The 23,011-nt window shown below is 68.1% G+C and carries 21 protein-coding genes and 4 tRNA genes; 13 read left to right on the forward strand and 12 right to left on the reverse strand.

From position 1 onward, the window contains the following. Positions 1–294: 294 nt before the first annotated feature. From ACOEQ2_RS15740 to ACOEQ2_RS15780, 9 genes are all read right to left on the reverse strand, one after another. A complete protein-coding gene (locus ACOEQ2_RS15740; protein ID WP_419731248.1) occupies positions 295–2,298 on the reverse strand; it encodes a putative bifunctional diguanylate cyclase/phosphodiesterase in 2,004 nt (667 codons plus the stop codon). 12 nt (positions 2,299–2,310) lie between these two features. Continuing rightward, positions 2,311–2,652 carry a hypothetical protein gene (locus tag ACOEQ2_RS15745; RefSeq protein WP_419728900.1) on the reverse strand — a complete coding sequence of 114 codons (342 nt, stop codon included), beginning with the start codon at positions 2,650–2,652 and terminating at the stop codon, positions 2,311–2,313. A 308-nt stretch (positions 2,653–2,960) separates the two neighbouring features. Further along, positions 2,961–3,037, reverse strand: a tRNA-Arg gene (locus ACOEQ2_RS15750). A 20-nt stretch (positions 3,038–3,057) separates the two neighbouring features. Then, positions 3,058–3,363: an ETC complex I subunit gene (locus ACOEQ2_RS15755; protein WP_419728901.1), complete on the reverse strand. Its 306-nt coding sequence runs from the start codon at positions 3,361–3,363 to the stop codon at positions 3,058–3,060. 45 nt (positions 3,364–3,408) lie between these two features. Next, positions 3,409–3,485, reverse strand: a tRNA-Pro gene (locus ACOEQ2_RS15760). Positions 3,486–3,499: 14 nt separating this feature from the next. Continuing rightward, positions 3,500–4,366, reverse strand: a complete 867-nt coding sequence (locus tag ACOEQ2_RS15765; protein WP_419728902.1) for an N-acetylmuramic acid 6-phosphate etherase — start codon at positions 4,364–4,366, stop codon at positions 3,500–3,502. A 73-nt stretch (positions 4,367–4,439) separates the two neighbouring features. Next, complete coding sequence (gene gpt / locus ACOEQ2_RS15770) at positions 4,440–5,036, reverse strand: xanthine phosphoribosyltransferase (protein WP_419728903.1); 597 nt, start codon at positions 5,034–5,036, stop codon at positions 4,440–4,442. Further along, positions 5,036–5,395 carry a tRNA-binding protein gene (locus ACOEQ2_RS15775; RefSeq protein WP_419728904.1) on the reverse strand — a complete coding sequence of 120 codons (360 nt, stop codon included), beginning with the start codon at positions 5,393–5,395 and terminating at the stop codon, positions 5,036–5,038. Before ACOEQ2_RS15775 ends, gpt begins: the two co-directional genes overlap by 1 nt. A gap of 85 nt (positions 5,396–5,480) precedes the next feature. Further along, positions 5,481–5,555 (reverse strand) — tRNA-Asn (locus ACOEQ2_RS15780). A 109-nt stretch (positions 5,556–5,664) separates the two neighbouring features. On the opposite strand from ACOEQ2_RS15780, the gene ACOEQ2_RS15785 reads away from it, so the two are divergent. The 8 genes from ACOEQ2_RS15785 (at position 5,665) to ACOEQ2_RS15820 (ending at position 14,216) form a co-directional block, all read left to right on the forward strand. Continuing rightward, positions 5,665–6,714: an ABC transporter substrate-binding protein gene (locus tag ACOEQ2_RS15785; protein ID WP_419728905.1), complete on the forward strand. Its 1,050-nt coding sequence runs from the start codon at positions 5,665–5,667 to the stop codon at positions 6,712–6,714. Positions 6,715–6,878: 164 nt separating this feature from the next. Then, positions 6,879–7,634 (forward strand): phosphoadenylyl-sulfate reductase, encoded by a 756-nt coding sequence (locus ACOEQ2_RS15790; protein WP_419731249.1) that lies wholly within the window; start codon positions 6,879–6,881, stop codon positions 7,632–7,634. A 65-nt stretch (positions 7,635–7,699) separates the two neighbouring features. Then, positions 7,700–7,783: transfer RNA gene (locus ACOEQ2_RS15795), tRNA-Leu, on the forward strand. A gap of 24 nt (positions 7,784–7,807) precedes the next feature. Beyond that, positions 7,808–8,998: a phosphoserine transaminase gene (locus tag ACOEQ2_RS15800; protein WP_419728906.1), complete on the forward strand. Its 1,191-nt coding sequence runs from the start codon at positions 7,808–7,810 to the stop codon at positions 8,996–8,998. Between the two features lie 11 nt (positions 8,999–9,009). Beyond that, a complete protein-coding gene (locus ACOEQ2_RS15805) occupies positions 9,010–10,167 on the forward strand; it encodes an ATP phosphoribosyltransferase regulatory subunit (RefSeq protein ID WP_419728907.1) in 1,158 nt (385 codons plus the stop codon). Between the two features lie 66 nt (positions 10,168–10,233). Continuing rightward, entirely contained in the window at positions 10,234–11,523 is a 1,290-nt protein-coding gene (locus ACOEQ2_RS15810) for an adenylosuccinate synthase (RefSeq protein WP_419728908.1), read from the forward strand. Positions 11,524–11,604: 81 nt separating this feature from the next. Continuing rightward, positions 11,605–13,701, forward strand: coding sequence for a hypothetical protein (locus tag ACOEQ2_RS15815; RefSeq protein ID WP_419728909.1), 2,097 nt, complete (start codon positions 11,605–11,607; stop codon positions 13,699–13,701). Between the two features lie 77 nt (positions 13,702–13,778). Beyond that, positions 13,779–14,216: a hypothetical protein gene (locus tag ACOEQ2_RS15820; RefSeq protein WP_419728910.1), complete on the forward strand. Its 438-nt coding sequence runs from the start codon at positions 13,779–13,781 to the stop codon at positions 14,214–14,216. A gap of 100 nt (positions 14,217–14,316) precedes the next feature. Here ACOEQ2_RS15820 and rpoH read toward each other — a convergent pair whose 3' ends face one another. Together rpoH and ACOEQ2_RS15830 are read right to left on the reverse strand one after the other, a co-directional pair. After that, positions 14,317–15,204 (reverse strand): RNA polymerase sigma factor RpoH, encoded by an 888-nt coding sequence (gene rpoH / locus ACOEQ2_RS15825; protein ID WP_419728911.1) that lies wholly within the window; start codon positions 15,202–15,204, stop codon positions 14,317–14,319. 281 nt (positions 15,205–15,485) lie between these two features. Continuing rightward, positions 15,486–16,406, reverse strand: coding sequence for an RluA family pseudouridine synthase (locus ACOEQ2_RS15830; protein WP_419731250.1), 921 nt, complete (start codon positions 16,404–16,406; stop codon positions 15,486–15,488). A gap of 187 nt (positions 16,407–16,593) precedes the next feature. Between ACOEQ2_RS15830 and ACOEQ2_RS15835 the strand changes: the two genes are divergently transcribed. From ACOEQ2_RS15835 to ACOEQ2_RS15845, 3 genes are all read left to right on the forward strand, one after another. Then, complete coding sequence (locus ACOEQ2_RS15835) at positions 16,594–16,926, forward strand: hypothetical protein (protein WP_419728912.1); 333 nt, start codon at positions 16,594–16,596, stop codon at positions 16,924–16,926. 192 nt (positions 16,927–17,118) lie between these two features. Beyond that, positions 17,119–19,173, forward strand: a complete 2,055-nt coding sequence (locus ACOEQ2_RS15840) for a phospholipase C (RefSeq protein ID WP_419728913.1) — start codon at positions 17,119–17,121, stop codon at positions 19,171–19,173. Between the two features lie 76 nt (positions 19,174–19,249). Next, complete coding sequence (locus tag ACOEQ2_RS15845; protein ID WP_419728914.1) at positions 19,250–20,401, forward strand: hypothetical protein; 1,152 nt, start codon at positions 19,250–19,252, stop codon at positions 20,399–20,401. 97 nt (positions 20,402–20,498) lie between these two features. Here the strand turns inward: ACOEQ2_RS15845 and ACOEQ2_RS15850 are convergent, their stop codons facing one another. Further along, positions 20,499–21,212, reverse strand: coding sequence for a cold-shock protein (locus tag ACOEQ2_RS15850; RefSeq protein WP_419728915.1), 714 nt, complete (start codon positions 21,210–21,212; stop codon positions 20,499–20,501). Positions 21,213–21,568: 356 nt separating this feature from the next. Between ACOEQ2_RS15850 and ACOEQ2_RS15855 the strand changes: the two genes are divergently transcribed. Beyond that, the gene (locus tag ACOEQ2_RS15855; protein ID WP_419731251.1) at positions 21,569–22,594 is read left to right on the forward strand and encodes a lipid A deacylase LpxR family protein; all 1,026 of its coding nucleotides are present in this window, start codon (positions 21,569–21,571) and stop codon (positions 22,592–22,594) included. A gap of 62 nt (positions 22,595–22,656) precedes the next feature. Further along, complete coding sequence (locus ACOEQ2_RS15860) at positions 22,657–22,989, forward strand: hypothetical protein (protein ID WP_419728916.1); 333 nt, start codon at positions 22,657–22,659, stop codon at positions 22,987–22,989. Positions 22,990–23,011 lie beyond the last annotated feature (22 nt).

The raw sequence follows: 23,011 nt of genomic DNA on the forward strand, positions 1-23,011 counted from the left end.
AGCAGCGTCGCACTCCGAAGATGACCTGAAGTGCGCCCCGCGGCAGGCGTCCAGGCTTGCACAGCCAGGCGCCCGGACGCGTGTCTTACAGGCGCTCCAGACGGATCTCATTCCTGCGCGAGCGAGAGGGTCGGGCGGCGTTGCGCTCGACCGGAATTCGTTGATGTCGATGACGCGGACGGTCGGGATCGGGTTGGAGCGCGAGCGCCAGATCGAGGGCTCCGCGATGGCCGGGATCCGTGAGCATCACTTCATGCAACGACCAGCTACCCGGACCTCTGGGGCTATGTCCTCCTAGGCGGCCTCTTGAGACAGTCTCGACTGGAGCAGGGAACGAAGGTCTTCTGCCGGCATCGGGCGGTTCAGAAGAAAGCCTTGCAACTCTCCGATCTCGACCGCGCGCAACTCCACCAGCTGCGCCTCGGTTTCCACACCCTCGGCGACGACGCTGATATGCAGGCTGTCAGCCAGCTGCTTGATCGCACCGATGATGGCGACCGCATCCTGCCTTTCACCAAGATCGGCGACAAAGCTTCGATCGATCTTCAGCTTATCGAGCGGAAACGAGCGGAGATAGCTGAGGCTCGAATAGCCGGTGCCGAAATCATCCATCGCGATCGTCGCGCCGAGGGCGCGGAGGGCGTGAAGTTGTCCGCGTATCTGCTCGCTGTTCTGCATCAGGCTCGACTCGGTGATCTCCAGGTCGAGGCGTCGTGGGTCCAGGCCCGACTGCAAGAGGGCGGATTCGACATCCGCGCAGAGATGTCCGGTGCGGAACTGCGACGGCGAGATGTTGATCGCCACACGGATCGGGTCGGGCCAGCTGGCGGCTTCCCTGCAGGCCTCGCGCAAGACCCATTCGCCAAGTTCCACGATCAGGCCCATCTCTTCAGCCACGGGAACGAACTCGGACGGCGGTACCATGCCGCGGCGCGGGTGCGGCCAGCGCAGGAGGGCCTCGCAGGACACGATCCGCCCGCTGCGCGCACACTCGATCGGTTGGTAATAAAGCTCGAAGCCGCCCTCGGAGAAGGTTTGCCGAAGATCCGCTTCCAGCGCGCGCCTCGTCTGGAGCTTCAACTCCATCTCGGGAGTGAAGGCGCGGTGAACGCCACGCCCCTCCGCCTTCGCGGTGTAGAGCGCCAGATCGGCGGTGCGAAGCAGGGCGACCACGTCGGAGTCTCGTTCGCCCTGGCTGATCCCGAGGCTCGCGGTCACGTCGACCTGATGTCCGTCGATCTCGAAGGGTCGATCCAGAGCGCCGAGCAGGCGGACGGCCATCTCGTCCGCGGACGGGCCATCGGCGGAATGCACGGAAATGACGGCAAATTCGTCGCCGCCCAGCCGCGCGATGACGTCTTTCGATCGGACGCAGCCTTCGAGCCGTCGCGCCACGATCTGCAGGAGGCGATCACCGATCGGGTGGCCGAGCAGGTCGTTGACCATCTTGAAGTTGTCGAGGTCGATGAGAAACACGGCAAGACGTTCGCCTGGACCGAGACGCTGCAGGGTCTGGTTCAAGCGCTCATGGAGGCGGGAGCGGTTGGCGAGGCCGGTCAGTGGGTCGTGCCACGCCAGGTAGGCACTCTCTTCCTCCGCCCGACGACGCACGGTCACGTCCTCGAAGGTGAAGACGCATCCGCCGCCGGGCAGCGGACTCTTGTTGACGGCGATACTCCGGGAGCCGACCTGACGGTCGTAGGCGGCGGTGTCGACCCACGGGAGCCAGGTCTTCAGTTTTGCCGCCGTAATGTCGAGGTAGTTGCCGTGTTCCGCCTGCACCGCGATGACTTCGGACAAGGTCATGCCGGGCCTGACCGCATCTGCAGGTAGATTGAAGATCTCCCCATAGCGCCGGTTGACGACGATGACGTTCGCGTTGTCGTCGTAGTGGATCAGGCCCTGGCACATGTTGCTCAGGGTTGCGTCGAACTGGCTGTTCAACTCGCGCAATTCATCGGCGTCCCGTTCGATGCGCGTGGTGATGGTCTTGCTGATCCGCCAGAAGGCGAGGCCGCCGCCAAGCACCAGCAGCATCGAGATCAGGAGGATCGAGTTGCGGGTGTTATGGTAGGTCTGGAGATAATCCCGCTGCAGCAGATCGATGCAGAGGATGCCGATCTCCTGTCCGGCGGCGTCATCGATCGGGAGGTAGGCGGCGTAATAATCGGTGCCGAGGATGCGGAGTTTCGCCCGGTAAGGTCGGTGGTGACCTATCACCGCGTCGCGAACCGGGCCAGGCGCCAGGCGCGAGCCGACACCGCGTGAGCCATCGGGACGGCGCAGCGTCGTCGCGATCCGTAGGTCGCCCTAAAGAATGGTCGCGGTTCCGCCGGCAACCCGCTGCAGATCGTCGGGTACGGCGGTGAGGCTCGACGACGGAAGGTCGCCGAACGTCAAGTGCCCATTTCGGATGATGGCGCGATCGCCATGCTCGTGCAGCATGTGCCACCCGATGCGTGTATCGATGTCGACTTGCCGCCACGCCTGACGGTCGAGGCTCGACTGCAGCACGAGCGTAACGACGACCAGGATCGCGAGGGTCATCGCCAGGAGGCTGCCGAGCCCAAGCAGCATGATCTGCCGTGTCGGCCGCAAGATGCCGTCGCGGGAGCGCCGCTCCCCGACCGAGACCAGTGGGCGGCGCGTCATGCCTGGGCCGGATCCGCAGGCGCTGACGACGACGCTGGGAAGATTTGGGTAGGACAGACCGGACCATGCGCCATGACGCAGGTTGTGAGCGCAGAGAGTTGGTCAATCGTTAACACGCTGCGGGAATAATCTTCTCCGCCGCTGCACGGTTTCACGTGTGCGTGCTTTCGATCACAGTATGTAATGTCTGCACGATCAGAGGCGGTCCTGGTCTGTGACAAGAGGCCCTGTAACGGCAGGCTTGGAACACCCAAACCAGTCAAAGTGGCGACGGCCGTGCGTGTTGGAGGTGTAAGCCCCTGATGGATTGGCGCGCCCTGGTGGATTCGAACCACCGACCCACAGCTTAGAAGGCTGTTGCTCTATCCGACTGAGCTAAGGGCGCGCAGGTCGCAGGCAGCCGGATCAGTGGGTCCAGTTCTGCCGGCGGTCAAAGCGGAAATTGTCGGCATAGGCCTTTGCCCGGCGAATCCGCGGGGTCGGTAGCTCGATGTCGTAGGCAATGCCCTCTCGCTCGGCGTACGCCACCGCCTCCTCACGGGTCGGGAAGTGCAGGTGCAGCTGGCTCTTGGTGTCGCCGCTGCCGAACCAGCCCATCAGCGGGTCCTGCTGCCGCTGCTCCGACTGGCCGTATTCCAGGATCCAGTCGTGCGTGTTGGCTTGGCCGGACTGCATCGAGGTCTTGGGCTGCTGGAAGATCCGGGCACGCATGATGATCGCCACCTCTGTCGCTGGACGTTGGTCTCCAGGTCGGACTGGTCGGGGCGCCCGGACTCGAACCGGGGGCCTCGTGTACCCAAAACACGCGCGCTACCAGGCTGCGCCACGCCCCGAACCTGCGCGGAAACTATGAGGTGACCCTCCGGGTGGCAAGCCCGGCATCCGATGCCGCCGCAGCCAACGCACCGCGCAACCCGCCGCCAGCGTGTTCCAGTGCCTCCGCCGCCTCGACGGGCGAAAGCCCCATCGCCACCAGGATCGCCGGCTTGACCCGCCCCCCGGTCGCCTCCAGGGCGCCCGCCGCCTGCGCCGCATCGCACCCGGCCAGCTCCGTCACCATCGTCACCGCGCGGGCCCGCAGCTTGGCGTTGCGCACCCGCATGTCCACCATCCGGCCGGCATGCACCCGGCCCAGCCCGGTCATCAGCGCCGTCGAGATCAGGTTCAGCACCACCTTCTGTGCCGTGCCGGCCTTCATCCGCGTCGAGCCGGCGATCGCTTCCGAGCCGGTCGCGACCAGGATCGGATGCTCGGCCTCGGCAAGCAGCGCGCTGCCCGCACTGTTGGCCAGGCCGATCGTCAGGGCACCTCGCCTGCGTGCCTCCCGCACCGCCGCAACGGTGAATGGCGTGCCGCCACTGGCCGCGATGCCGATGAGCACGTCGGCAGGACCGACCGTCTCGGCCTCCAGCTGTCGGATTGCGGCCGGCGCGTCATCCTCGGCGTTCTCGACGGCCTGGGTGAGCGCCCCGACACCACCGGCAATCAGCAGCACCAGGCGGTCGCGTGGCCAGTCGAAGGTCGGCTCGAGCTCGGCGCCGTCCTGCGCGCCGAGCCGTCCGGAACTGCCGGCGCCGGCATAGACCAGACGCCCGCCTTGACGCAGCCGGGGCAGGGCGGCTTCCACCGAAGCGGCCAGTGCTCCGAGCGCTGGACCGATCGCCGCCACCGCCGCCAGTTGGCCCTCCCAGAGGCTGTCGAGCTGCTCACGCATTGACCAGCTATCCAGCCAGACATGTCGCGCGCTGTGGCCTTCGGTCGCCGGTGCAGCCGGTCCGGGCGCGCGCTCAGACAGCGCCGGCTGCCTTGCGCGCCAATGGCGGCACGAACAGCGGCGCGGTGTCCCAGGGAAACAGGATCCAGGTATCCTGAGGCACCTCGACGACGAACCGGTCGGTCCAGGGACGGCCTGACGGCTTGGCATAGAGGCAGGCAAAGGTCGCCTTGGGGAGCAGGCTGCGCACCAGCTGGGCGGTGACGCCGGAATCGACGAGGTCGTCGATGATCAGGAACCCGTCGCCGTCACCGGCCGCGGTGGGCGCCTTGACCACGCGTGGCTCGCCCTGCACCTGCTCGCCGGCACTGCCCCCGGCGTCGCGCCCACCTTCGCCCCCATTTTCGCGCGGCTGGTCGTAGCAGATCACCGAGATGCTCTCGATCAGCCGCAGATCCAGCTCGCGTCCGATGATTGCCGCCGGGATCAGCCCGCCGCGGGTGATCGCCACGATGCCGCGGAACGGACCCAGCGGCATCAGCTGCTCGGCCAGCAGCCGTGCATCGCGATGCAGCTGGTCCCAGGTGACGGTGGCGTAGCTCACCTGCCCAGGGCTCGACGGCGCCTGCCTGCCCTGCACCTGCCTGCCCGGCGCATCGTTGAGCGACATCAGAACAGCCTGCCGCCGTCCGCCACCTTGTGGTCGGGACGGATCAGCACGACCTCGCCAGCCGCATCCGGCAGCCCCAGCGTCAGCACCTCGCTGACGAACGGACCGATCTGGCGCGGCGGCAGATTGACCACCGCACAGACCTGCCGACCGATCAGCTGGTCCGGCTTGTAGTGGCGGGTGATCTGCGCGGAGGATCTGCGGATCCCGATGCCGGGCCCGAAATCGATCCAGAGCCGGAAGGCCGGCTTGCGTGCCTCGGGGAATGGCTGCGCATCGGTGATCGTGCCGACCCGGATGTCCAGGCTGGCGAATGCATCGGCGGGTTCGATCGCATCATCGTTGGGCTGGACGGTCATGATGCCTTTTGCCGCCAACGGCCGCACTTGCCAAGCACCCGTATTGGATGGGCATGCCGCAAGCCTGCATGGGCATTGGGAAAGCTGGCTCCCGGAGTAGGGATCGAACCTACGACCGAGCGATTAACAGTCGCTTGCTCTACCGCTGAGCTATCCGGGACCGGCGGCGCACCCTATAGCGGAGCCGGCGTCGGCACGTAAAGCCCTCCCGGCCCGGGTTGCGCGAGCGGCCCCCGCACCTGGTCGGCAGGAAGTTCGAGAGGGTCTCCATGGCAGCGTTCGAGCCTCCGAAGGTCGGTCGCCGCGCGATCGTGGGCGGGGCGGTGGGCCTGGCCGTCGTCGGCGGCCTCGTCGGGCGCAACCAGCTCCGCCATCCGCATCGCGACAAGACCTCCAGGCCGGACGGGCGCTTTCGTCGCCTGGTGCTGGCCTGCCCGCATCCGGCGCACGATCCGGTGCTGATCGTCGCCCAGCGCCAGGGCATCTTCGCCCGCTACAATCTCGACATCGTGCTGCTCGGCGGCCTCACCTCCGGGCAGGATGCGCTGGACCGGGTGAGGGATGCCCACGCGGACGGGGCGATCGCGCCGGTGCTGTCCTGGCTGCCCCGTTTGATGGCCGGGCTCGATGGGCGCCTGGTGGCCGGCCTGCAGAGCGGCAGTGCGCGTCTGCTGGTGGACCGGAAGTCGTCTATCAAGCGGATCGAGGACCTGTTCCACAAGTCGATCGGCATGGCCGACGCGAGGGGTGGTCCGTTCGCAAGCGCCGACCGGCTGTTCTTCTCGATCATGATGCGGCGCAAGGGCATGGATCCGAACCGCGACGTGACCTGGACTCAGGTGGCGCCGGCCGATTTCCGCACGGCGCTGGCATCGCGGGAGATCCAGGCGGTCGTGGGTCACGATCCGGTCATCTGGCAGGTGCGCGACTCCCTCCATCTGCAGGAACTCGCCAGCAGCATGACCGGCAGCTACGGCACCCGGGTGACCCGCGCCCTGGGCCTGCGCCATGAGCTGCTGCAGTCCGATCCGGCAGCCGCGGTATCGCTCGTGCTGGCGCTGCAGGAGGCCGCGCAGACCGTGGCCCGGCATCTCGACGACGCCGCCAGCATGCTGGCCGACGAGCTGCCCGACATGGACCTGGCCACCGTCGGGCGGATGCTGCACGCCGAGGGGCATGGCGTTCACCTGATCGGCGAGGAACTACGCGAGCAGATCGCACAATATTTCGACGAGCTGAAGCTGATCGGGCTGGTTCCCGACGAGCAGGATTCCGCGAAGCTCGCCCGCCGCTTCTGCGACACCGTCGTTCACGCCTAGTTAACCCGGGCGGCTGCAACATCCGTCCGGGACCGGTTGCGGCCCGAAAGTGCGGCCGAGCTGCCACAGGAACACAATTCTGCCCTGCTCGATCGTGCAACCTATTTTGTGCAGTTGCACCACGGCTATATACGGCATTGCACAAAGGCTACGCTCCGATGGACATGCTTGCCGACGCACAGATCGACCGCCGCCCGGCAGGGGTGTCGTCCGGCCGGCTCGAGCCGGTCGCGGCCTTCGATCGGCTGCGTGCGCTCGAACTGGCTGGAGCCGACGGTCGCGAGATCCTGCTGCACGCCATCCGGACGATCCTGCCGGGGCGGGTGGCTGCGGTCTCGTCATTCGGCGCGGAATCCGCGGTGCTGCTGTCCCTCATCGCCGAGATTGATCCGACGGTGCCGGTGATCTTCCTGCAGACGGGCAAGCATTTTGCCGAAACCCTGGCCTATCGCGACGAGCTGGTGGCGCATCTTGGCTTGCGGGACGCGCGCGCAGTGGCACCGCAACCGCAGGCCCTTGCCGACCGGGATCCCACCGGCGAGCTGTGGTATTACGACTCCGACGCCTGCTGCGGCCTGCGCAAGGTGCAGCCGCTTGGCCGCGCGCTGGCACCGTTCGACGCCTGGATCAGCGGGCGGAAGCGGTTCCAGAGCGCCACCCGAAGCAGCCTGCCGTTCGTCGAGCTTGTCGGCGAGCGCGTCAAGCTCAATCCGATCGCCGACTGGGATGGCGCCCGGGTCCGCGCCGAGCTGCAGCGGCGCCGACTGCCGGCGCATCCTCTCGTGCAGCGCGGCTATGCCTCGATCGGTTGCGCCGTCTGCACCCGCGCCGTCGGTGCCGGCGAGGATGCACGGGCCGGTCGCTGGGCCGGGCAGGCGAAGGTAGAGTGCGGCATCCACGGGTCGCCCGGCAGCCCCTGAGCAGGCGATCGGCACGCAAAACTGGGTTTGCCGGCGGCGGCTGGCACTGGTAACCATCCGGCCGCGCGAGAGTGACGGAACGGTAGACGTAGTCGACTCAAAATCGACCGCCGCAAGGCATGGGGGTTCGAATCCCCCCTCTCGTACCAGCAGGTTGCGGATCGCACTCCACCATGTCCTTGCCCACGTCCCGACCGGCGCGGCCATCCGCCCGGCCTGCCAATCCATGCTTCTCCTCGGGGCCCTGCGCCAAGCGTCCCGGCTGGAGCCTGGAGGCGTTGTCGGGGGCGTTGTTGGGTCGCAGCCACCGCGCCGCCGATGGCCGGGCGCGGCTGCACGAGGTGATCGAGCGCAGCCGGACGCTGCTGGGGATGCCTGCGGACTGGCGGCTCGGCATCGTCCCCGGCTCCGACACCGGGGCCGTCGAGATGGTGTTGTGGTCGCTGCTTGGCCCACGCCCGGTCGATGTGCTGTCGTTCGAGAGCTTCTCCGCCGCGTGGGCCAACGACATCGTGGCGCAGCTGCAGCTGCCGGACGCGCGCGTGCTGCAGGGCGAATACGGCGCACTGCCCGATATGGCAGCGGTGGACTGGTCGCGTGACGTCGTGTTCGCCTGGAACGGCACCACCTCGGGCGTGTGCCTGCCTCCGCTCACCGGCGCTCCCCATCCGATCCCGCCGCAGCATGACGGTCTCGCCATCTGCGATGCCACCTCCGCAGCGTTCGCGATGCGTCTGCCCTGGGACCGGCTCGATGTCGTCACCTGGTCCTGGCAGAAGGTGCTGGGCGGCGAGGCGGCGCACGGCATGCTGGCCTTGTCACCGCGGGCGGTCGAGCGGCTCGAGTCGGTGCCGCCGCCACGCCCCCTGCCGAAGCTGTTCCGGCTGACCGCCAAGGGCCGCCTGATCGAGGGCATCTTCGAGGGCGACACCATCAACACGCCGTCGATGCTGTGCGTCGAGGACGCGCTCGACGGGCTGCGCTGGGCCGAGCGGATCGGTGGGCTCGACGCGCTGATCGGCCGGTCCCAGGCCAATCTCGCCGCGGTCGCCAAGTGGGAAAGCCGCTCCGATTGGGCCTCGTTCCTGGCGCGCGACCCCGCCACCCGGTCCAGCACCTCGATCTGCCTGCGCCTCGATGCCGAGTGGTTCACCCGACTGCCCGAGGACCGCCGCGCGACCGCCGGCGCGCACCTGGTGGCACTGCTGCAGTCGGAGGCGGCGACGCTCGATGTCGGCAGCTACCGCGACGCTCCGGCCGGCCTCAGGATCTGGGGCGGGGCCACGGTCGAGACCTCGGACATCGAGGCGGCGTTGCCCTGGTTCGACTGGGCGGCGGCAAGCACCCGCGCTGCATTCGCGTGATGGAGGCCGCCATGACCGACGACACGCCCGAGATCGGCACCGCATCGAGCCAGGCGCTGCTGCCTGCCGGTTTGCGCGACCTGCTGCCGCCGGATGCCGAGAACGAGGCGCTGGGGATCGAGGCGCTGATGGGGGTGTTCGCGTCGCACGGCTATGAGCGGGTGAAGCCGCCGCTGCTGGAGTTCGAGGACAGCCTGCTGTCGGGCTCCGGTGCCGCCGTCGCCGAGCAGACCTTCAGGCTGATGGACCCGGATACCCACCGGATGATGGGTCTGCGTCCGGATATGACCCCGCAGGTGGCGCGCATCGCCGCAACCCGGCTGGTGAATGCACCGCGTCCGCTGCGGCTGTCCTACGCCGGCGCCTGCGTGCAGCTGCATGGCGGCTCGCTGAGCTCCGATCGCCAGGTGAGCCAGGCCGGCATCGAGCTGATCGGACCCGAAAGCCCGGAGGCGGATGCGGAAATGGTGGCCGTGGGCGCCGAGGCGCTGGCGGTGCTGGGCGTGCCCCGGGTGAGCTTCGACCTGACGCTGCCGCCGTTGGCCCCGGCGCTGATCGAGGAGGCCGGGCTGCCCGCCGCCGATCGTGCGCCGCTGCTGCGTGCGCTGGACCGCAAGGACGCCGCCGCCGTCACCCGCCATGGTGGTCCGCTGGCCCACGTGCTGACCGACCTGCTGCTGGCGGCCGGACCTGCCGCGCGCGCGCTCGACGTGTTGCGCCGCGCCCCGCTCAGTGCCGCCGCCCGGATGTTGAGCGACCGGCTGGAGGCGACCGTGGCGGCGATCGAGGCCCGCGCTCCCGGTCTGCGCCTGACCATCGACCCGATCGAGTTCCGCGGCTGGCGCTACCACATTGGCGTGTGCGTCACCGTCTATGCGGCCGGGCGTCACGAGGAGCTCGGACGCGGCGGGCGCTATCTCAGCGGCGGCAACGAGCCGGCCTGCGGGCTGACGCTGCGCACCGAGGCGCTGCTGCGTGCGGCTCCCGCCCGTGCGCCGCGGCCTCGGCTGTTGCTGCCGCCGGATGCCGATGCGGAGACGGCGAGGCGACTGCGGGCCGAGGGGTATGCTACCGTTCTGGCGCTGTCGCCATTTGTCGACGACAGGGTCGAGGCGCTGCGTCTCGGCTGCACCCACATCCTGCGCAGGGGCGTGGCGGAGCCGGTCTGAACCGCCGGCCGGCATCCTTGCCCTGCACCCTCGCAACACCAGACCACGATCCTTCGGAGCCTGCTCATGTCCAATGTCACGGTGATCGGCGCCCAATGGGGTGACGAGGGCAAGGGCAAGATCGTCGACTGGCTGGCTAGCCGCGCCGAGATCGTCGTGCGCTTCCAGGGCGGCCACAATGCCGGCCACACGCTGGTCGTCGGCAACCAGACCTACAAGTTGTCGCTGCTGCCGAGCGGGCTGGTGCGCGGCAAGATGGGCATCATCGGCAACGGCGTCGTGGTCGATCCCGAGGCGCTGCTCGGCGAGATCGACCGGGTGCGCGCGCAGGGTCTGCCGGTGGGTCCTGACACGCTGCGGATCGCCGAGAACGCCACCCTGATCCTGCCGGTGCATGGCGCACTCGACCGGGCGCGCGAAATCGCCCGCGGCGACCGCAAGATCGGCACCACCGGACGCGGCATCGGCCCCGCCTACGAGGACAAGGTGGCCCGCCGAGCGATCCGACTATGCGACCTGGCCGAGCCCGAGACGCTGGACTGGAAGCTCGACGAGATCCTGCTTCACCACAACACACTGCTGGCCGGGCTCGGCGCCGAGACCTTCGCCAAGGACCAGCTGCTGGCCTACCTGCTCGAGCTGGCGCCCCGCCTGCTGCCCTATGTCGAGCCGGTGTGGGAACGGCTCGACGAGGCGCGTCGCGCGGGCACGCGAGTACTGTTCGAAGGCGCCCAGGCGGTGATGCTCGACGTCGATCACGGCACCTATCCGTTCGTGACCAGCAGCAACACCGTCGCCGCCAATGCCGCCACCGGCAGCGGCGTGGGGCCAGGTGCGGTCGGTTTCGTGCTCGGCATCGCCAAGGCGTACGCCACCCGCGTCGGCGCGGGGCCGTTCCCGAGCGAGCTGTTCGACGAGACCGGCCAGCTGCTGGGACAGCGCGGCCACGAGTTCGGCACCGTGACCGGCAGGCCGCGTCGCTGCGGCTGGTTCGACGCGGTGCTGGTGCGCCGTGCGGTCCGGGTCGGCGGCATCACCGGCCTGGCGCTGACCAAGCTCGACGTGCTGGACGGGTTCGCCGAGATCCGGGTTTGCACCGGCTACCGGCTGGACGGGCAGGAGGTGCGCCATCTGCCGGCAGCCCCGGCGGCGCAATCCCGGGTCGAGCCGATCTACGAGACCATCGAGGGGTGGCAGGGCAGCACGCGTGGCGCCCGCACGTGGGGCGAGCTGCCGGCTGCCGCGATCAAGTACGTGCGCCGGATCGAGGAGCTGGTCGAGGCGCCGGTGACGCTGCTCTCGACCAGCCCGGAGCGCGACGACACCATCCTGATGCGCGACCCGTTCGAGGGTTGACGCGACCGCGGCCGGCTTAACGACCGCTTAAGCAATCCGCCCGCATTATCCACCCCGACACGTGCTTGGGCGGGGAGCGGGATGTCCGGGATCGGTTTGCGGGCGAGGCAGGATGAGGGTGGGCAGCAAGGCGATGCCCAGGGTGGCGGCGCGCAAGCTGGGGCCGTCGTCATCGACGGGCGTTTCATGGTGCTGCCGGACATGCCGTGCGGCGAGTTTGCCGGCCTGCCCGCCTTCGTCGCCCAGCACCGCACGGCTGTCGGACCCGGATCCCGCAGCACCGAGCGAGCGCTGACGCCCCTGATCGCCGTCAAGACCCGCCGCGACGCGCCGCCGCGAGCCAATCTTCCCAACTTCCTCAACGCCTACAACACCTCGCTGCTGATGCCCCTGGGCCACGGTGCCGGTGCCGGCGAGTATTGGATCGTGTGCGACGCGCCGCCCGGCCCGTCCTTGCGCGACATGCTCGGTGATCGCGGGACGCCGCCATCCGAAGTCGAGATGACCTCCACCTACCTGCGCCCGCTGGCGCTCGCAGTCGCCCGCTTGCAGTCGCTCGGGCTCGCCCATCGGGCGATCCGGCCAGCGAACCTGTTCCGCTCGCTCGAGAGCGGTCGCATCCTGCTGGCACCGGGATGCGTGACGCCGCCGGCGTTCGGGCAGCCGACGCTGTATGAGCCGCCCTCGGTGGCGATCTGTGCGCCACCCGCCCGCGGCCTGGGCGCGCCGTCCGACGACGTTTATGCGCTCGGCGTCGTCCTGCTCGAACTGGCCCTGGGCCGACCGCCGATGACCGGGCTCGACGAGGAACAGATCCTGTGGCGCAAGCTCGAACTCGGCAGCTTTCAGGCGCTGACCATGAACGAGCGCTTGTCGCCGGTGTTGATCTCGCTCCTGCGCGTCATGCTGTCGGACGATCCGCAGAACCGGCCGACACTCGAGGCACTTGCCGAAAACGGTGTCGGCGCCGAACGGCCCAAGGCACCCAGGCCCGAACCCCGCGCACCGCGGCCGCTCATGCTCGGCAAGACCCCGGTCTGGACCGCGCGGATGCTTGCAGTCGCATTTGCCCGCCAGCCGACCGAGGCGCTGGCGCTGCTGCGAGCCGGGACGGTGGATCAATGGTTGCGCCGGGCGCTCGAGCAGTCGCTGCCAGCGGGTCGTATCGAGGAGGCGGTGCGAAGCGCCCGCGACCGGGCAACGGATAATGGCGACACCATGATCCTGATGCAGACGGTGGCATTGCTCGATCCGCTCGCGCCGATGTTCTGGGCCGGCTCCTGGTTCTGGCCGGACGCGGCGCCGAGCATCCTTGCCAGTCACATGATCACCGGGAACGGCGGCGAGGCGCTGCAGGACGCTCTGCGGCACAACGCGTTGCGGCAATGGACGAGCCTCACGGGGCGCAACTTTCGCCTGCTGATCGAGGATCTGGAGCGTCGCATGGCGAAGATAACCAGGCTGCAGTCGGTATCGCTGCGGCTGCCTGTGCTTGGGTATGGCCTCAACCCCTACCTGGCCTGCAACTCGCCGGCTCTCGTCGGCAGTTGCGTACTGCTGCCCCAGCACCTGCTCGCGACTCTCGAGAAGCTCGTGTCGACGATCCCTGCCGCCGCCCCCCGTCTGCTCGACCCGCAGATGCTGGCCCTGCTGGCAGCCAGGTCGGAGGACACGATGGGTGGCGCTGAGCTCGTCGTTCCTGCCGATGCCGATGTGCGACTTCTGGATCTGCATGCGCTTGCGCAGGCGCAGTTGAAGACCTTGACCATGAGCCGGGATCCGGCCGCTTCGACCGGCGCATCTGCCGCCGATCGGAAGACGCCACCGGGCCTGCCGAAGCTCGCGGCGCGATTGCTGCCAGCGGCACGGGAACGGTTGCTCAACTGGCCCGGGAAGGGGCGCCGCCGCTCGCGCCTCGAGCGACTCGACCAGGCGGCAGCACAGGGCGATCTCGTGGCGATGCTCGATCTTGCATGTCGCGACGATGCCTGGGCGGCCGATGACGCGGCAATGAACGAGGCACGGTTGCGGGCAGAGGCGATTCGGGCCGCGATCCAGGATTCAGCGGACGCGGGCGCGTTCCGGGCGCGTGCCGCACGCGTGGTGGGTGGTGAGATCGCCGTCGCCATCGGCATCATCGCGATCGTCGGGGCGATCGCCGGCGGGATCATCTTCTGATGGCGCAGGCGCCTGCCGCCCAACCGAGGACTTCCTCTGCAAAAACCGGCGCCCGCGCGGCAAGCCCCCCGAGCGTCGTGCCTGCGGGGCGCCAGGCGAGCCTGTTGTGGGGCGGGCTCATCAGCGGCGCGATGATCGTTTTCGCGCCGGGAGGCATCCTGCTGCTGGTGGTCCTGCTGGTGCCGCTGCTGCTGGTGGCGATGCTGCCGGACGATGGCCGCAGCGGACATACGCTCAAGGCGTCCGCACTGCTCGGGCTGGCTGCCAGCATCCATCCGTTGCTGCTCTTCTGGGCCGCAGGATTGTCTCTCCCTGCCGCGATCGGGCTGCTCGGGCAGCCGCTGATCATGCTGACCTGCTGGGCCGCCATCCTGATGGGTTGGTTCGCCTGCGAGGCGGCGTCGATGATCACCCGCCTGCTGGCCGATATCAGCGCCACCGCCCATCGCCGTTCGCTTGCCTCGGCGCTCGAGGCTCTCGAGGAGGAATGGGGCACGCTGGCGCCGTTGGAGTAGCTCCAACCCGGCTTCAGTTGCTCATATGAAGAAAGGCCGCCGGGAGGAACCCCGGCGGCCTTCTGCAGAACGTCATGAAGCGGATCGGCGAGCGGCCGGGTCAGGCCGCCTGGTCGGCGAGGCGGCGCGTGGTGATCTGCGTCTTCATCGCCTTCTGGACCTTCTCGAACGCACGGACCTCGATCTGCCGCACCCGCTCGCGCGAAATGCCGTATTGCTGCGACAGATCCTCCAGGGTGGACGGCTCCTCGTTCAACCGGCGTTCCACCAAAATGTGGCGCTCCCGCTCGTTGAGCGTCTTCAACGCCTCGCCGAGGAGAGCCTTGCGGCCACTGAATTCCTCGGTCTCGGCAAGCGTCTGCTCCTGGCTGTCGGCGTCATCGACGAGCCAGTCCTGCCACTCGCCTTCGCTATCCGCGCGGACCGGCGCATTCAGGCTGTGGTCCGGCGCGGCCAGGCGCCTGTTCATGTTGACGACGTCGATCTGTGACACACCGAGCGTGGTGGCGATGTGATCGACCTGTTCCGGCTGCAGATCGCCATCCTCGATCGCCTGCATCTGGCCCTTCAGCCGCCGCAGGTTGAAGAACAGCTTCTTCTGCGCGGCGGTCGTACCCATCTTCACGAGCGACCAGCTATGCAGGATGTATTCCTGGATCGCAGCCCGGATCCACCACATCGCGTAGGTCGCAAGGCGGAAGCCGCGCTCCGGATCGAAGCGCTTCACCGCCTGCATCATGCCGACATTGCCTTCGCTGATCAGCTCGGCGATCGGCAGCCCGTAACCGCGATAGCCCATCGCGATCTTGGCAACCAGGCGCAGATGCGACGTGACCAGCTTGTGCGCAGCCGCAGTGTCCTCGTGGTCCCGCCAGCGCTTCGACAGCGCCAGCTCCTCTTCCGGGGCCAGCATCGGAAATTTGCGAATTTCCTGAAGGTAACGCGAGAGGTTGCCTTCGGGACTGACGTTTATGACGGCTACTGCCATCGGAGGCTCCTTTCGCTCGAGTGGCTGCGGGATGTCGACAGTCCTTACGGCACAGTCGGAGCATGGTTTCGCAGGCTCGATCAGCATGGGCGCGGGTTGGACTTCACGCCCCCGGGACCCACCCCTTCACTCAGGCAATGGCATCTCGTGACGTCCAGACCGGCGGGCGCGCCCGCTCGTCGGAATTGACGCTTTGATACCGGACCGCTGCGGTCCGGTCAAGAAAATGCTGCCCTGCGGAACCTGAACTCGTGTTCATCTTCATCACGCGCGCGGCATCGTTATTCTTCGAACAGCATCCGCTGGAGGGTCGTGAAGTCGGGTGGCGGCGGCGTCTCGAAGCGCAGCGTGACACCGGTCGCCGGATGCACGAACGCCAGGACCGCCGCGTGCAGCGCCTGGCGCGGGAAATCCAGCGCCGCCCTGCGCTCCGGTTCCGGCAGCAACCTGGCGGCGGCGGGAATCCGACGCAGATACACCGGGTCGCCGAGCAGAGCATGACCGTTCTGGGCGAGGTGCACCCGGATCTGGTGCGTCCGCCCGGTGGCCAGCCGGCACTCGATGAGGCTGACCGACATGCGCGCGACCTTCAAAGTGCGGTAATGGGTCAGCGCGAGCTTGCCGCCGCGGTCGACGACGGCCATGCGCTTGCGGTCGCGCGGATCCCGTCCGATGGCCCCGTCGAGATCACCCGAGGCCGGCGACAGAACGCCCCAGCAGAGCGCCAGGTAGCTGCGCTCGATGCGCCGGGCAGCGAAGTCGGCGGAGAGAGTGGCCAGCGCATGCTCGGTCTTGGCGACCACCATCGTGCCGGAGGTGTCCTTGTCGAGCCGGTGCACGATCCCCGGACGACGCTCGCCGCCGATGCCCGGCAGGGTGTCGCCGCAATGCGCCAGCAATGCGTTGACCAGCGTGCCGTCCTCGTTGCCCGGCGCCGGATGGACGACGAGGCCCGCCGGCTTGTCGAGCACGATCAGGGTGTCGTCCTCGTACAGGATGGTGAACGGGATCGACTGCGAGGCCGGTCGTGCCGCCACCGCGGCAGGCGGCGCCACCTCGAACCGCATGCCGGGCCGCACGAGGTCGGCCGGCGAACGCAGCACCTGGCCGTTGCGTCGGACGTGCCCTTCCTCCATCAGGCCCTTGACGCGCGACCGCGACAGGCTAGGGGTGGCCTCCGCCAGATAGCGGTCGGTGCGCATGCCGTCATGCTCCGGGCTGGCCACCAGGGACAGGATCCCGGAGGTCGGCTCCGTGCCGGGATGTGGCGCAAGGTCGGCGGGCTGCAGGTCGGGATGCTCCGGGTCGGTCATTGCGCTGCTTTATCCGATCCGCCGGCGGGCGACCACGCGAACGCCGCCGGGTCGCCGGCCAGCAAAGGGGAACACGATGAACGGGACCCGGGCGCTGCTGGCATTGGTCATCGTCATGGGCGTGCTGATCGTCGCCGGGACTACCGGGCTGGTCGCGGTGGTGGTGCATCGCCTGGCTCACCCGCAACCGCACGCGATCGCGGTGGCGAGCCTGGACCAGGCGCCACAGGCCGCGATGCCGCCGCGCCGGGCGATCGCGCATGAGCCGGCAGGAACCCGCATCACCGGCGTCGTGCGCCAGTCCGACACGCTGTTGTCGATCGCCCTGACCGGTGGTGGTCCGGACCGGATTCTCGTATGGGATCTCGGCCGGGCCGTGAAGCTGACAGAGATCAGTCTCGAGCCTTAGACAACGCAGCCGATCTACGCATGATCGGTCCGCCCGCCGGCCATGCCATTCATTGCGGAGACACTCCGAAGCACTGTCTAAAAACCTTAACAAAACCTCGATAGTTGGTTTCGTCAAAGTGTTTCAAAAGAGCGCCGGGCTGCGGCGACGTGGCTGCAGAGACGAATTTCGCAACTGCGGTGGTGGATAAAGATGACGTTCAAGAATTGGTGCAGGTCGAGCTGCGCGTTGACGCTGGCCGCGGCCCTGCTGCAGCCGACTGTAGTGTTTGCCCAGGAAGCCCCCGGCGACGTGACGATCGCGCCGCGCAGCAGCCCGCTCGTCGCCCGTTACGCTACCGACATGGCGAAGCAGCCGGTGCTGAGCACGGCCCAGAAGGTCGCTCTGCTCCGCAAGAAGGTTAAGTACGTGTTCGTCCTGTTCCAGGAGAACCGTTCCTTCGACTTCTATTTCGGCACCTTCCCGGGCGTGCACGGCCTGTTCAGCCAGTCGGCCGCGAACACCCCCGGCTTCACCCAGAAGATCGTGAACACCGACGGCACGGTCGGCACGATCTCGCCGTTCCTGATCCCGCAGACGGTCAAGACCGCAGCCGGCAAGGTCGTGCCGATCTACCCGGCCGACACCGCGTCGACCGACCATTCGCATGCCGGCATCGATGTCAGCCAGGACTACGTGAACGGCGTCGCGCAGAACGACCGCTTCGCGCTCGACGAGGAAGGCCTGACCACCAACGCCCAGGGGCAGATCGTCAGCAAGAGCACCGGTCTCGCACCGACCTCGGCCCCGACGCTCGCGCAGAAGCAGATGGGCGAGCTCGCGATGAGCCACGTCGATTGCGACACCGCGCCCTACCTGTGGCAGTTCGCCGACCGCTTCGCGCTGTTCGACAACTTCCACATGACCGTTGCCGCACCGTCGACGCCGAACGCGCTGGCGCTGATCGCCGGCCAGTCCGGCCTGACGCAGTGGGCGTTGCATCCGGGTGAGGGCAGCGAGAACACCATCAGCCCGGTGGTCGCCGAGAGCGGCGGCGAGCCGATCGTCGGTGATCCGGGTCCGTTCCCTGGCTCCAACCTCGACACCTCGCCGATCAAGCCGCCGTACAATCCGGGCGACGAGAATCCGGCAACCCCCGGCCTGAACCAGACCTACGCCAGCCTGCCGCTGTCGTTCATGGGCAAGGACATCGCCAAGACGGTGTCGACCGACCAGAACCCGGCGCTCGACCTGGCCGACGTGCAGCACGACATGAAGACCATCGCCGGCGACGGCAAGAAGCCGACCAACTGGGCCTGGTTCCAGGAAGGCTACGACGCGGAGCCCACCGACTCCACCGCCATTCCGCTGCACAGCTCGTACGTCATTCACCACAACGCGCCGCAGTATTTCGGCTACATCGCCGACAACCCGGTCGTGGCGCAGAGCCATCTGTATGGCCTGAACGACTTCTTCCGGGCGATCCAGTACCAGGTGTTCCCGGCCGCTGGCGGCGTCGCCTACGTGCGTGGCGGCTACGACAACAATGACGGGCTGCTGCCGGTCGATCCGAACCCCGCCGTGCAGGCCGCCTTCCCGGGCAGCGACGACCATCCGGGATACTCCGACGCCCAGATCAGCGAGCAGCTGCTCGCCGACGAGGTCAACGCGATCGCCGCCAGCCCGTACTGGAAGGACAGCGCGATCATCATCACGTACGACGAGACGGACGGTCTCTACGACCACGTTCCGAACACGACCCGCGTGAAGGATCCCGAGGGCAACCCGCTCGAGCCGTCCTCGCGCATCCCGACGATCGTGATCTCGCCGTATGGCAAGTCGCACGCGATCATCAGCGCCAACACCGAGCACAGCTCGATCATCAAGCTGATCAACAACCTGTTCGACCTGACCCCGCTGGCGAACCTGCCTGACGAGAAGCGCGGCGTGGCACTCGGCAAGACCGAGTTCGGCGAAGACAATGTCGGTCCCGCGGATGCCAACGTCCCCGGCATCGGCGACATGCTCGCGGCCTTCGACAACTCCCGCCTGCAGGGCACGACGGCGCCGCTGCCGGCGTCCTATGCCGAGATCCAGCCGGGCCAGAAGCCGACCCTGCCGCATTACGCGGCCGGCGGCTGCTACACGCTGAACATCGTCCCGACCGACTATGCGGGCGACAAGCTGCTCGATCCGGCGCCGGCCGACTTCAACCCGCGCCCCTCGACCACCCCGGGCATCCCGACCTCGGGCACCTGGACGCCCTGATCGATCCAGGTCACGGCGCAGTAAATGGGGGGCCGGTTTCGACCGGCTCCCCTTCTTTTTGTTTGGAGCCTGGAACGTGAACAGCCTGTTGAAAGCGCCGCTGGCGATCGCGGCGGCCGTACTGCTTGCCGGCCCCGCCTGGGTTGCGACCGGCCCCGCCTGGGCTGCCACCGTCATCGCAGCGCCTCCGGCCAGCGTGGCGAGCTCCCCCGCCGCACCCCAGGTCGGCACACCGGCGAATGTGCTTGGCGCGCCGCAGACCGGCCCGACCTTGGCGCGGATCCGCAGGTCGGGGATGCTGGTGTGCGGTGTCGTGCATGATGACGACGATATTTCCGAGGCCGACACCCACGGCAACGTCTCCACTCTGGGTGCGGATTATTGCCGGGCGATGGCGGCCGAGATCTTCGGCGACGCGCGTCGGGCACGCTTCCTGACCTCGTCGGACGAACCCGCGGCACTCCGCGCCCTGCGCGACCACCGGACCGACGTGCTGTTCGGCGCCACGCCCAATCCGGTTCTGGGTGCGGTGTATCACGTGGCCTATGGTCCGCCGATCCTGATCGACGGGCAGGGCTTCCTGGTGGCCAATCGGCTCGGCATGAAGTCGATCGACGATTTGGCCGGCCGCAACGTCTGCTTCATCAATGCGTCGCCGCCCGAGCAGATCCTCTACGACGCGCTCGAGCCTCGGCTGAAGCAGCGGGAGAACCGGTTTCCCTATTCCGAGCGTGGCGAGATGGAGATCGCGCTGCTCGACGGCCATTGCGACGCCATCACCGGCGACATCAGCTGGATGGCGAACGTGCGGGTGAGCTTCAACAAGCGGGCGAAGGACTTCTCGATCCTGCCGGGGACGATCTCGACGGATCCGCTCTCGCCAGCCTACCGGTCGGATGATCCGCAGTGGTCGGCGCTGGTGGACTGGACCGTGTGGGCAGCCGAGCAGGCGGAAGCGCACGGGCTTTCCCACGATAGCGTCGGCGCGGCTGGACAGAGTACCGATCCGGTGGTGCGGCGGCTGGTCGGCACCACCCCGTGGATCGGACGGGCACTCGGGATCGCGGACGACGGCTTCGCGCGTGCGATCGCGGCGGTCGGCAATGCCGGGGAGATCTACGAGCGCGATCTCGGCACCGGCTCCTCGCTGCAACTGCCGCGCGGGCAGAGTGCCCTGGCTGGGCAGGGCGGCCTGCTCTGGGCGCTCCCTGTCGAGCCGCTGCAGTAGCGTCGCAGCCAACCACCAGAAACAACGACGCCTCCTCCGTGACCGGAGGAGGCGGTGTCATATCGGACCGGCGCGGTGACCCGCGCCGGCGATGCCGTCAGGCCAGACTGATCGCCGCGGCCTCGGGGCCCTTCTGGCCCTGCACGACCTGCACGCGGGTCGCCTGACCCTCGTTCAGGCTGGACAGGCCGGAGCGCTCGAGAGCCGAGGCGTGGACGAAGATGTCCTTGCCGCCGGTATCGGGCGTGATGAAGCCGAAGCCCTTGGTCGCGTTGTACCACTTGACGATGCCACGGACTTCCTCAGCCGAGGACAGGTCCGGTGCCGCACGGCCGCTGCGGAAGCCGCCGCTGGCGCCACCGGGCGCACCGCCGGTGCGCGGGGCACCGAAGCTCGCCGAACGGGGACGCTCGGGCTGCGCGGTGGTCTCGTCGACGGAGATGACCTCGGCGACCTGGCGACCCTTGGGGCCCTGGCCGATGCGGACACCGAGCGTGGCGCCCGGGCTGACCGTGTCATGGCCGGACTGCGACAGTGCGTTGGCGTGCAGGAAGACGTCGCCCGAACCGTCCGACAGTTCGACGAAGCCGAAGCCCTTCTCGCTGTTGAACCACTTCACGCTGGCGCTGATCTCCGGGCCCGACGCGATGACCTGCGAACCACCGCCACCGCCGCCGCCGCCCATCGGACGACGCGGCGGGCCGCTGCTGGTGCGGTCCCCGAACGAGGGCGCCGGCGTGGGCATGAAATCATCATCGAAGCCGCCGCGGCGCGGAGAGCGGGGGCTGCGGTCGGTTCTGTTACTTCTCAACGGTCGTAATCCCGAGGTCTAGAAGGTCACGCCTGATGTCAGGCGAGCCGAGTGAATGGGTCGGCAAGCGGACGATTATTGTGATGCTTCCAGGCTCGAAAGCACGTCCGATTGATGCCCTGACAATGCCATAGCACGATCGGGCCTGCACGGACCACCACCATAGATCACTGCAACGTGTAGTTTTTCTGACGTGATTTCTCTCGGCGATTCGGTGGCTTGGCCGAACCGGGACGGCGGCCGGCGAGGCGGGGGTTTCTTCGGCGCCGGCAAGCCCTTAGAAGGATTGTGACGAAGACATAGTGAGCATGATGATGCGCAGCCCGACCACCCGCACAGACGCGACCGTTCCGGTTATGGGCCGTTCCGGTCCCGCCGCATGCGGCCAGACTGTGGCATATGGCCTGGCGGTCGGGGTGGCGCTGGCGGCGACCGTGCAGGCGGCCAAGGCCGATCCCCTGCAGGACCCCTACGGCACCTGGACCTTGCAGGCCGAGAACGATGCGGTCTCGACGCTGAAGGGAACCTCGGACCAGTACTACACCAGCGGTCTGCGGTTCGGCTGGACGTCGGGCACCAACAACCAGCCGCCGGCGATCTCGAACCTCAACAGCTTCATCTGGGGGCCGGGTACGCAACGCATCGCCATCGGCCTGCAGCAGCTGATCTTCACGCCGCGCCAGACCCAGGTGAGCCAGCCGGCCCCCGGTGATCGCCCCTATGCCGGCGTGCTGCTGGCGACCGTCAACCTGATCAGCGACACCGACGTGACCCGCTCGGTCGCGGGCATCCAGGCCGGCGTGCTCGGCTCCTATGCGGGCGGCTACCAGGTGCAGAACGGCTTCCACAGCCTGATCAGCGACACCCCAAACCGCGGCTGGTCGCACCAGCTGCCGAACCAGCCGATCCTCGAGATCGATGCCGGCCGCACCTGGCGGCTGCCGCTGATCACCCGCTACGGCATCTCGGCCGACGTGCTGCCGGAGGTGAGCGGCGAGGCCGGCGACTTCCGCACCTACGCCCAGATCGGCGGCACGGTCAGGATCGGCCAGGGGCTGGACAGCGATTTCGGCACCCCGCGGATCACTCCCGGGCTCGATGGCACCGACGCCTACAAGGCCACCCGGCCGTTCGTCTGGTACGCCTTCGCCGGCGCCGACGGGCAGGCGGTGGCCTATGATGCGACGCTGCAGGGCAGCACCTTCCGCTCGGGCGAGCCGCATGTGTCCAAGATCTGGGATGTGGGCGAGTTCGAGGGCGGCGCGGCAGTGCTTTGGCATGGCTTCCGGTTGTCCTACACCCAGACCTGGCAGACCAACGAGTTCCAGAACTCCAAGGCGCTGTTCAATTTCGGTTCGGTCGCGTTGTCGGCGAAATTCTGAACGACCGCCGACGTGCCTGCCGGAGTGACATCGTCCTGACAGTGGTTCCCCGCGATGGAAGCATGAAGCAGCGCAAGAGCCGGCTGATCCTCTACCGGTTGCTCGTGGCCTTCGCAGCCGCGTGCTTCGTGTCGGCATTCGCGATCGCCGCCCTGGCGCCGCTCGGCCTCACGCTTGCCGGCGGCCTGTTGCTGCTCGACGAAACGACCTTGTCGTCGCTGCGCCGCATCGTCGTGCACGACGCGTCGAACGGCATGTGGTCGGGTGTCGTGGTGCCGTTCCTGGTCCGCCCGGCGTGGATCCTGCCGGTCATGCTCGGCGTCATCAGTACCGGCCTGGCAATGACCGTCAGCCGCCCTGCCGGACCCTCCGCGGGCGCCAGGAAGCGGCGATAGCCCTGGGCCTCGGCCGGGCTGG

It is taken from the genome of Lichenicola sp. (assembly GCF_965198575.1).
Taxonomy (GTDB): domain Bacteria; phylum Pseudomonadota; class Alphaproteobacteria; order Acetobacterales; family Acetobacteraceae; genus Lichenicola.

Bases quoted from the DNA above. Each gene is read 5' to 3' on its own strand.
- ACOEQ2_RS15745 (WP_419728900.1), bottom strand. From the start codon at position 2,652: ATGACGCGCCGCCCACTGGTCTCGGTCGGGGAGCGGCGCTCCCGCGAC.
- ACOEQ2_RS15755 (WP_419728901.1), bottom strand. From the start codon at position 3,363: ATGCGTGCCCGGATCTTCCAGCAGCCCAAGACCTCGATGCAGTCCGGC.
- ACOEQ2_RS15765 (WP_419728902.1), bottom strand. From the start codon at position 4,366: ATGCGTGAGCAGCTCGACAGCCTCTGGGAGGGCCAACTGGCGGCGGTG.
- gpt (WP_419728903.1), bottom strand. From the start codon at position 5,036: ATGTCGCTCAACGATGCGCCGGGCAGGCAGGTGCAGGGCAGGCAGGCG.
- ACOEQ2_RS15775 (WP_419728904.1), bottom strand. From the start codon at position 5,395: ATGACCGTCCAGCCCAACGATGATGCGATCGAACCCGCCGATGCATTC.
- ACOEQ2_RS15785 (WP_419728905.1), top strand. From the start codon at position 5,665: ATGGCAGCGTTCGAGCCTCCGAAGGTCGGTCGCCGCGCGATCGTGGGC.
- ACOEQ2_RS15790 (WP_419731249.1), top strand. From the start codon at position 6,879: ATGCTTGCCGACGCACAGATCGACCGCCGCCCGGCAGGGGTGTCGTCC.
- ACOEQ2_RS15800 (WP_419728906.1), top strand. From the start codon at position 7,808: ATGTCCTTGCCCACGTCCCGACCGGCGCGGCCATCCGCCCGGCCTGCC.
- ACOEQ2_RS15805 (WP_419728907.1), top strand. From the start codon at position 9,010: ATGACCGACGACACGCCCGAGATCGGCACCGCATCGAGCCAGGCGCTG.
- ACOEQ2_RS15810 (WP_419728908.1), top strand. From the start codon at position 10,234: ATGTCCAATGTCACGGTGATCGGCGCCCAATGGGGTGACGAGGGCAAG.
- ACOEQ2_RS15815 (WP_419728909.1), top strand. From the start codon at position 11,605: ATGTCCGGGATCGGTTTGCGGGCGAGGCAGGATGAGGGTGGGCAGCAA.
- rpoH (WP_419728911.1), bottom strand. From the start codon at position 15,204: ATGGCAGTAGCCGTCATAAACGTCAGTCCCGAAGGCAACCTCTCGCGT.
- ACOEQ2_RS15830 (WP_419731250.1), bottom strand. From the start codon at position 16,406: ATGCGCACCGACCGCTATCTGGCGGAGGCCACCCCTAGCCTGTCGCGG.
- ACOEQ2_RS15835 (WP_419728912.1), top strand. From the start codon at position 16,594: ATGAACGGGACCCGGGCGCTGCTGGCATTGGTCATCGTCATGGGCGTG.
- ACOEQ2_RS15840 (WP_419728913.1), top strand. From the start codon at position 17,119: ATGACGTTCAAGAATTGGTGCAGGTCGAGCTGCGCGTTGACGCTGGCC.
- ACOEQ2_RS15855 (WP_419731251.1), top strand. From the start codon at position 21,569: ATGGGCCGTTCCGGTCCCGCCGCATGCGGCCAGACTGTGGCATATGGC.
- ACOEQ2_RS15860 (WP_419728916.1), top strand. From the start codon at position 22,657: ATGAAGCAGCGCAAGAGCCGGCTGATCCTCTACCGGTTGCTCGTGGCC.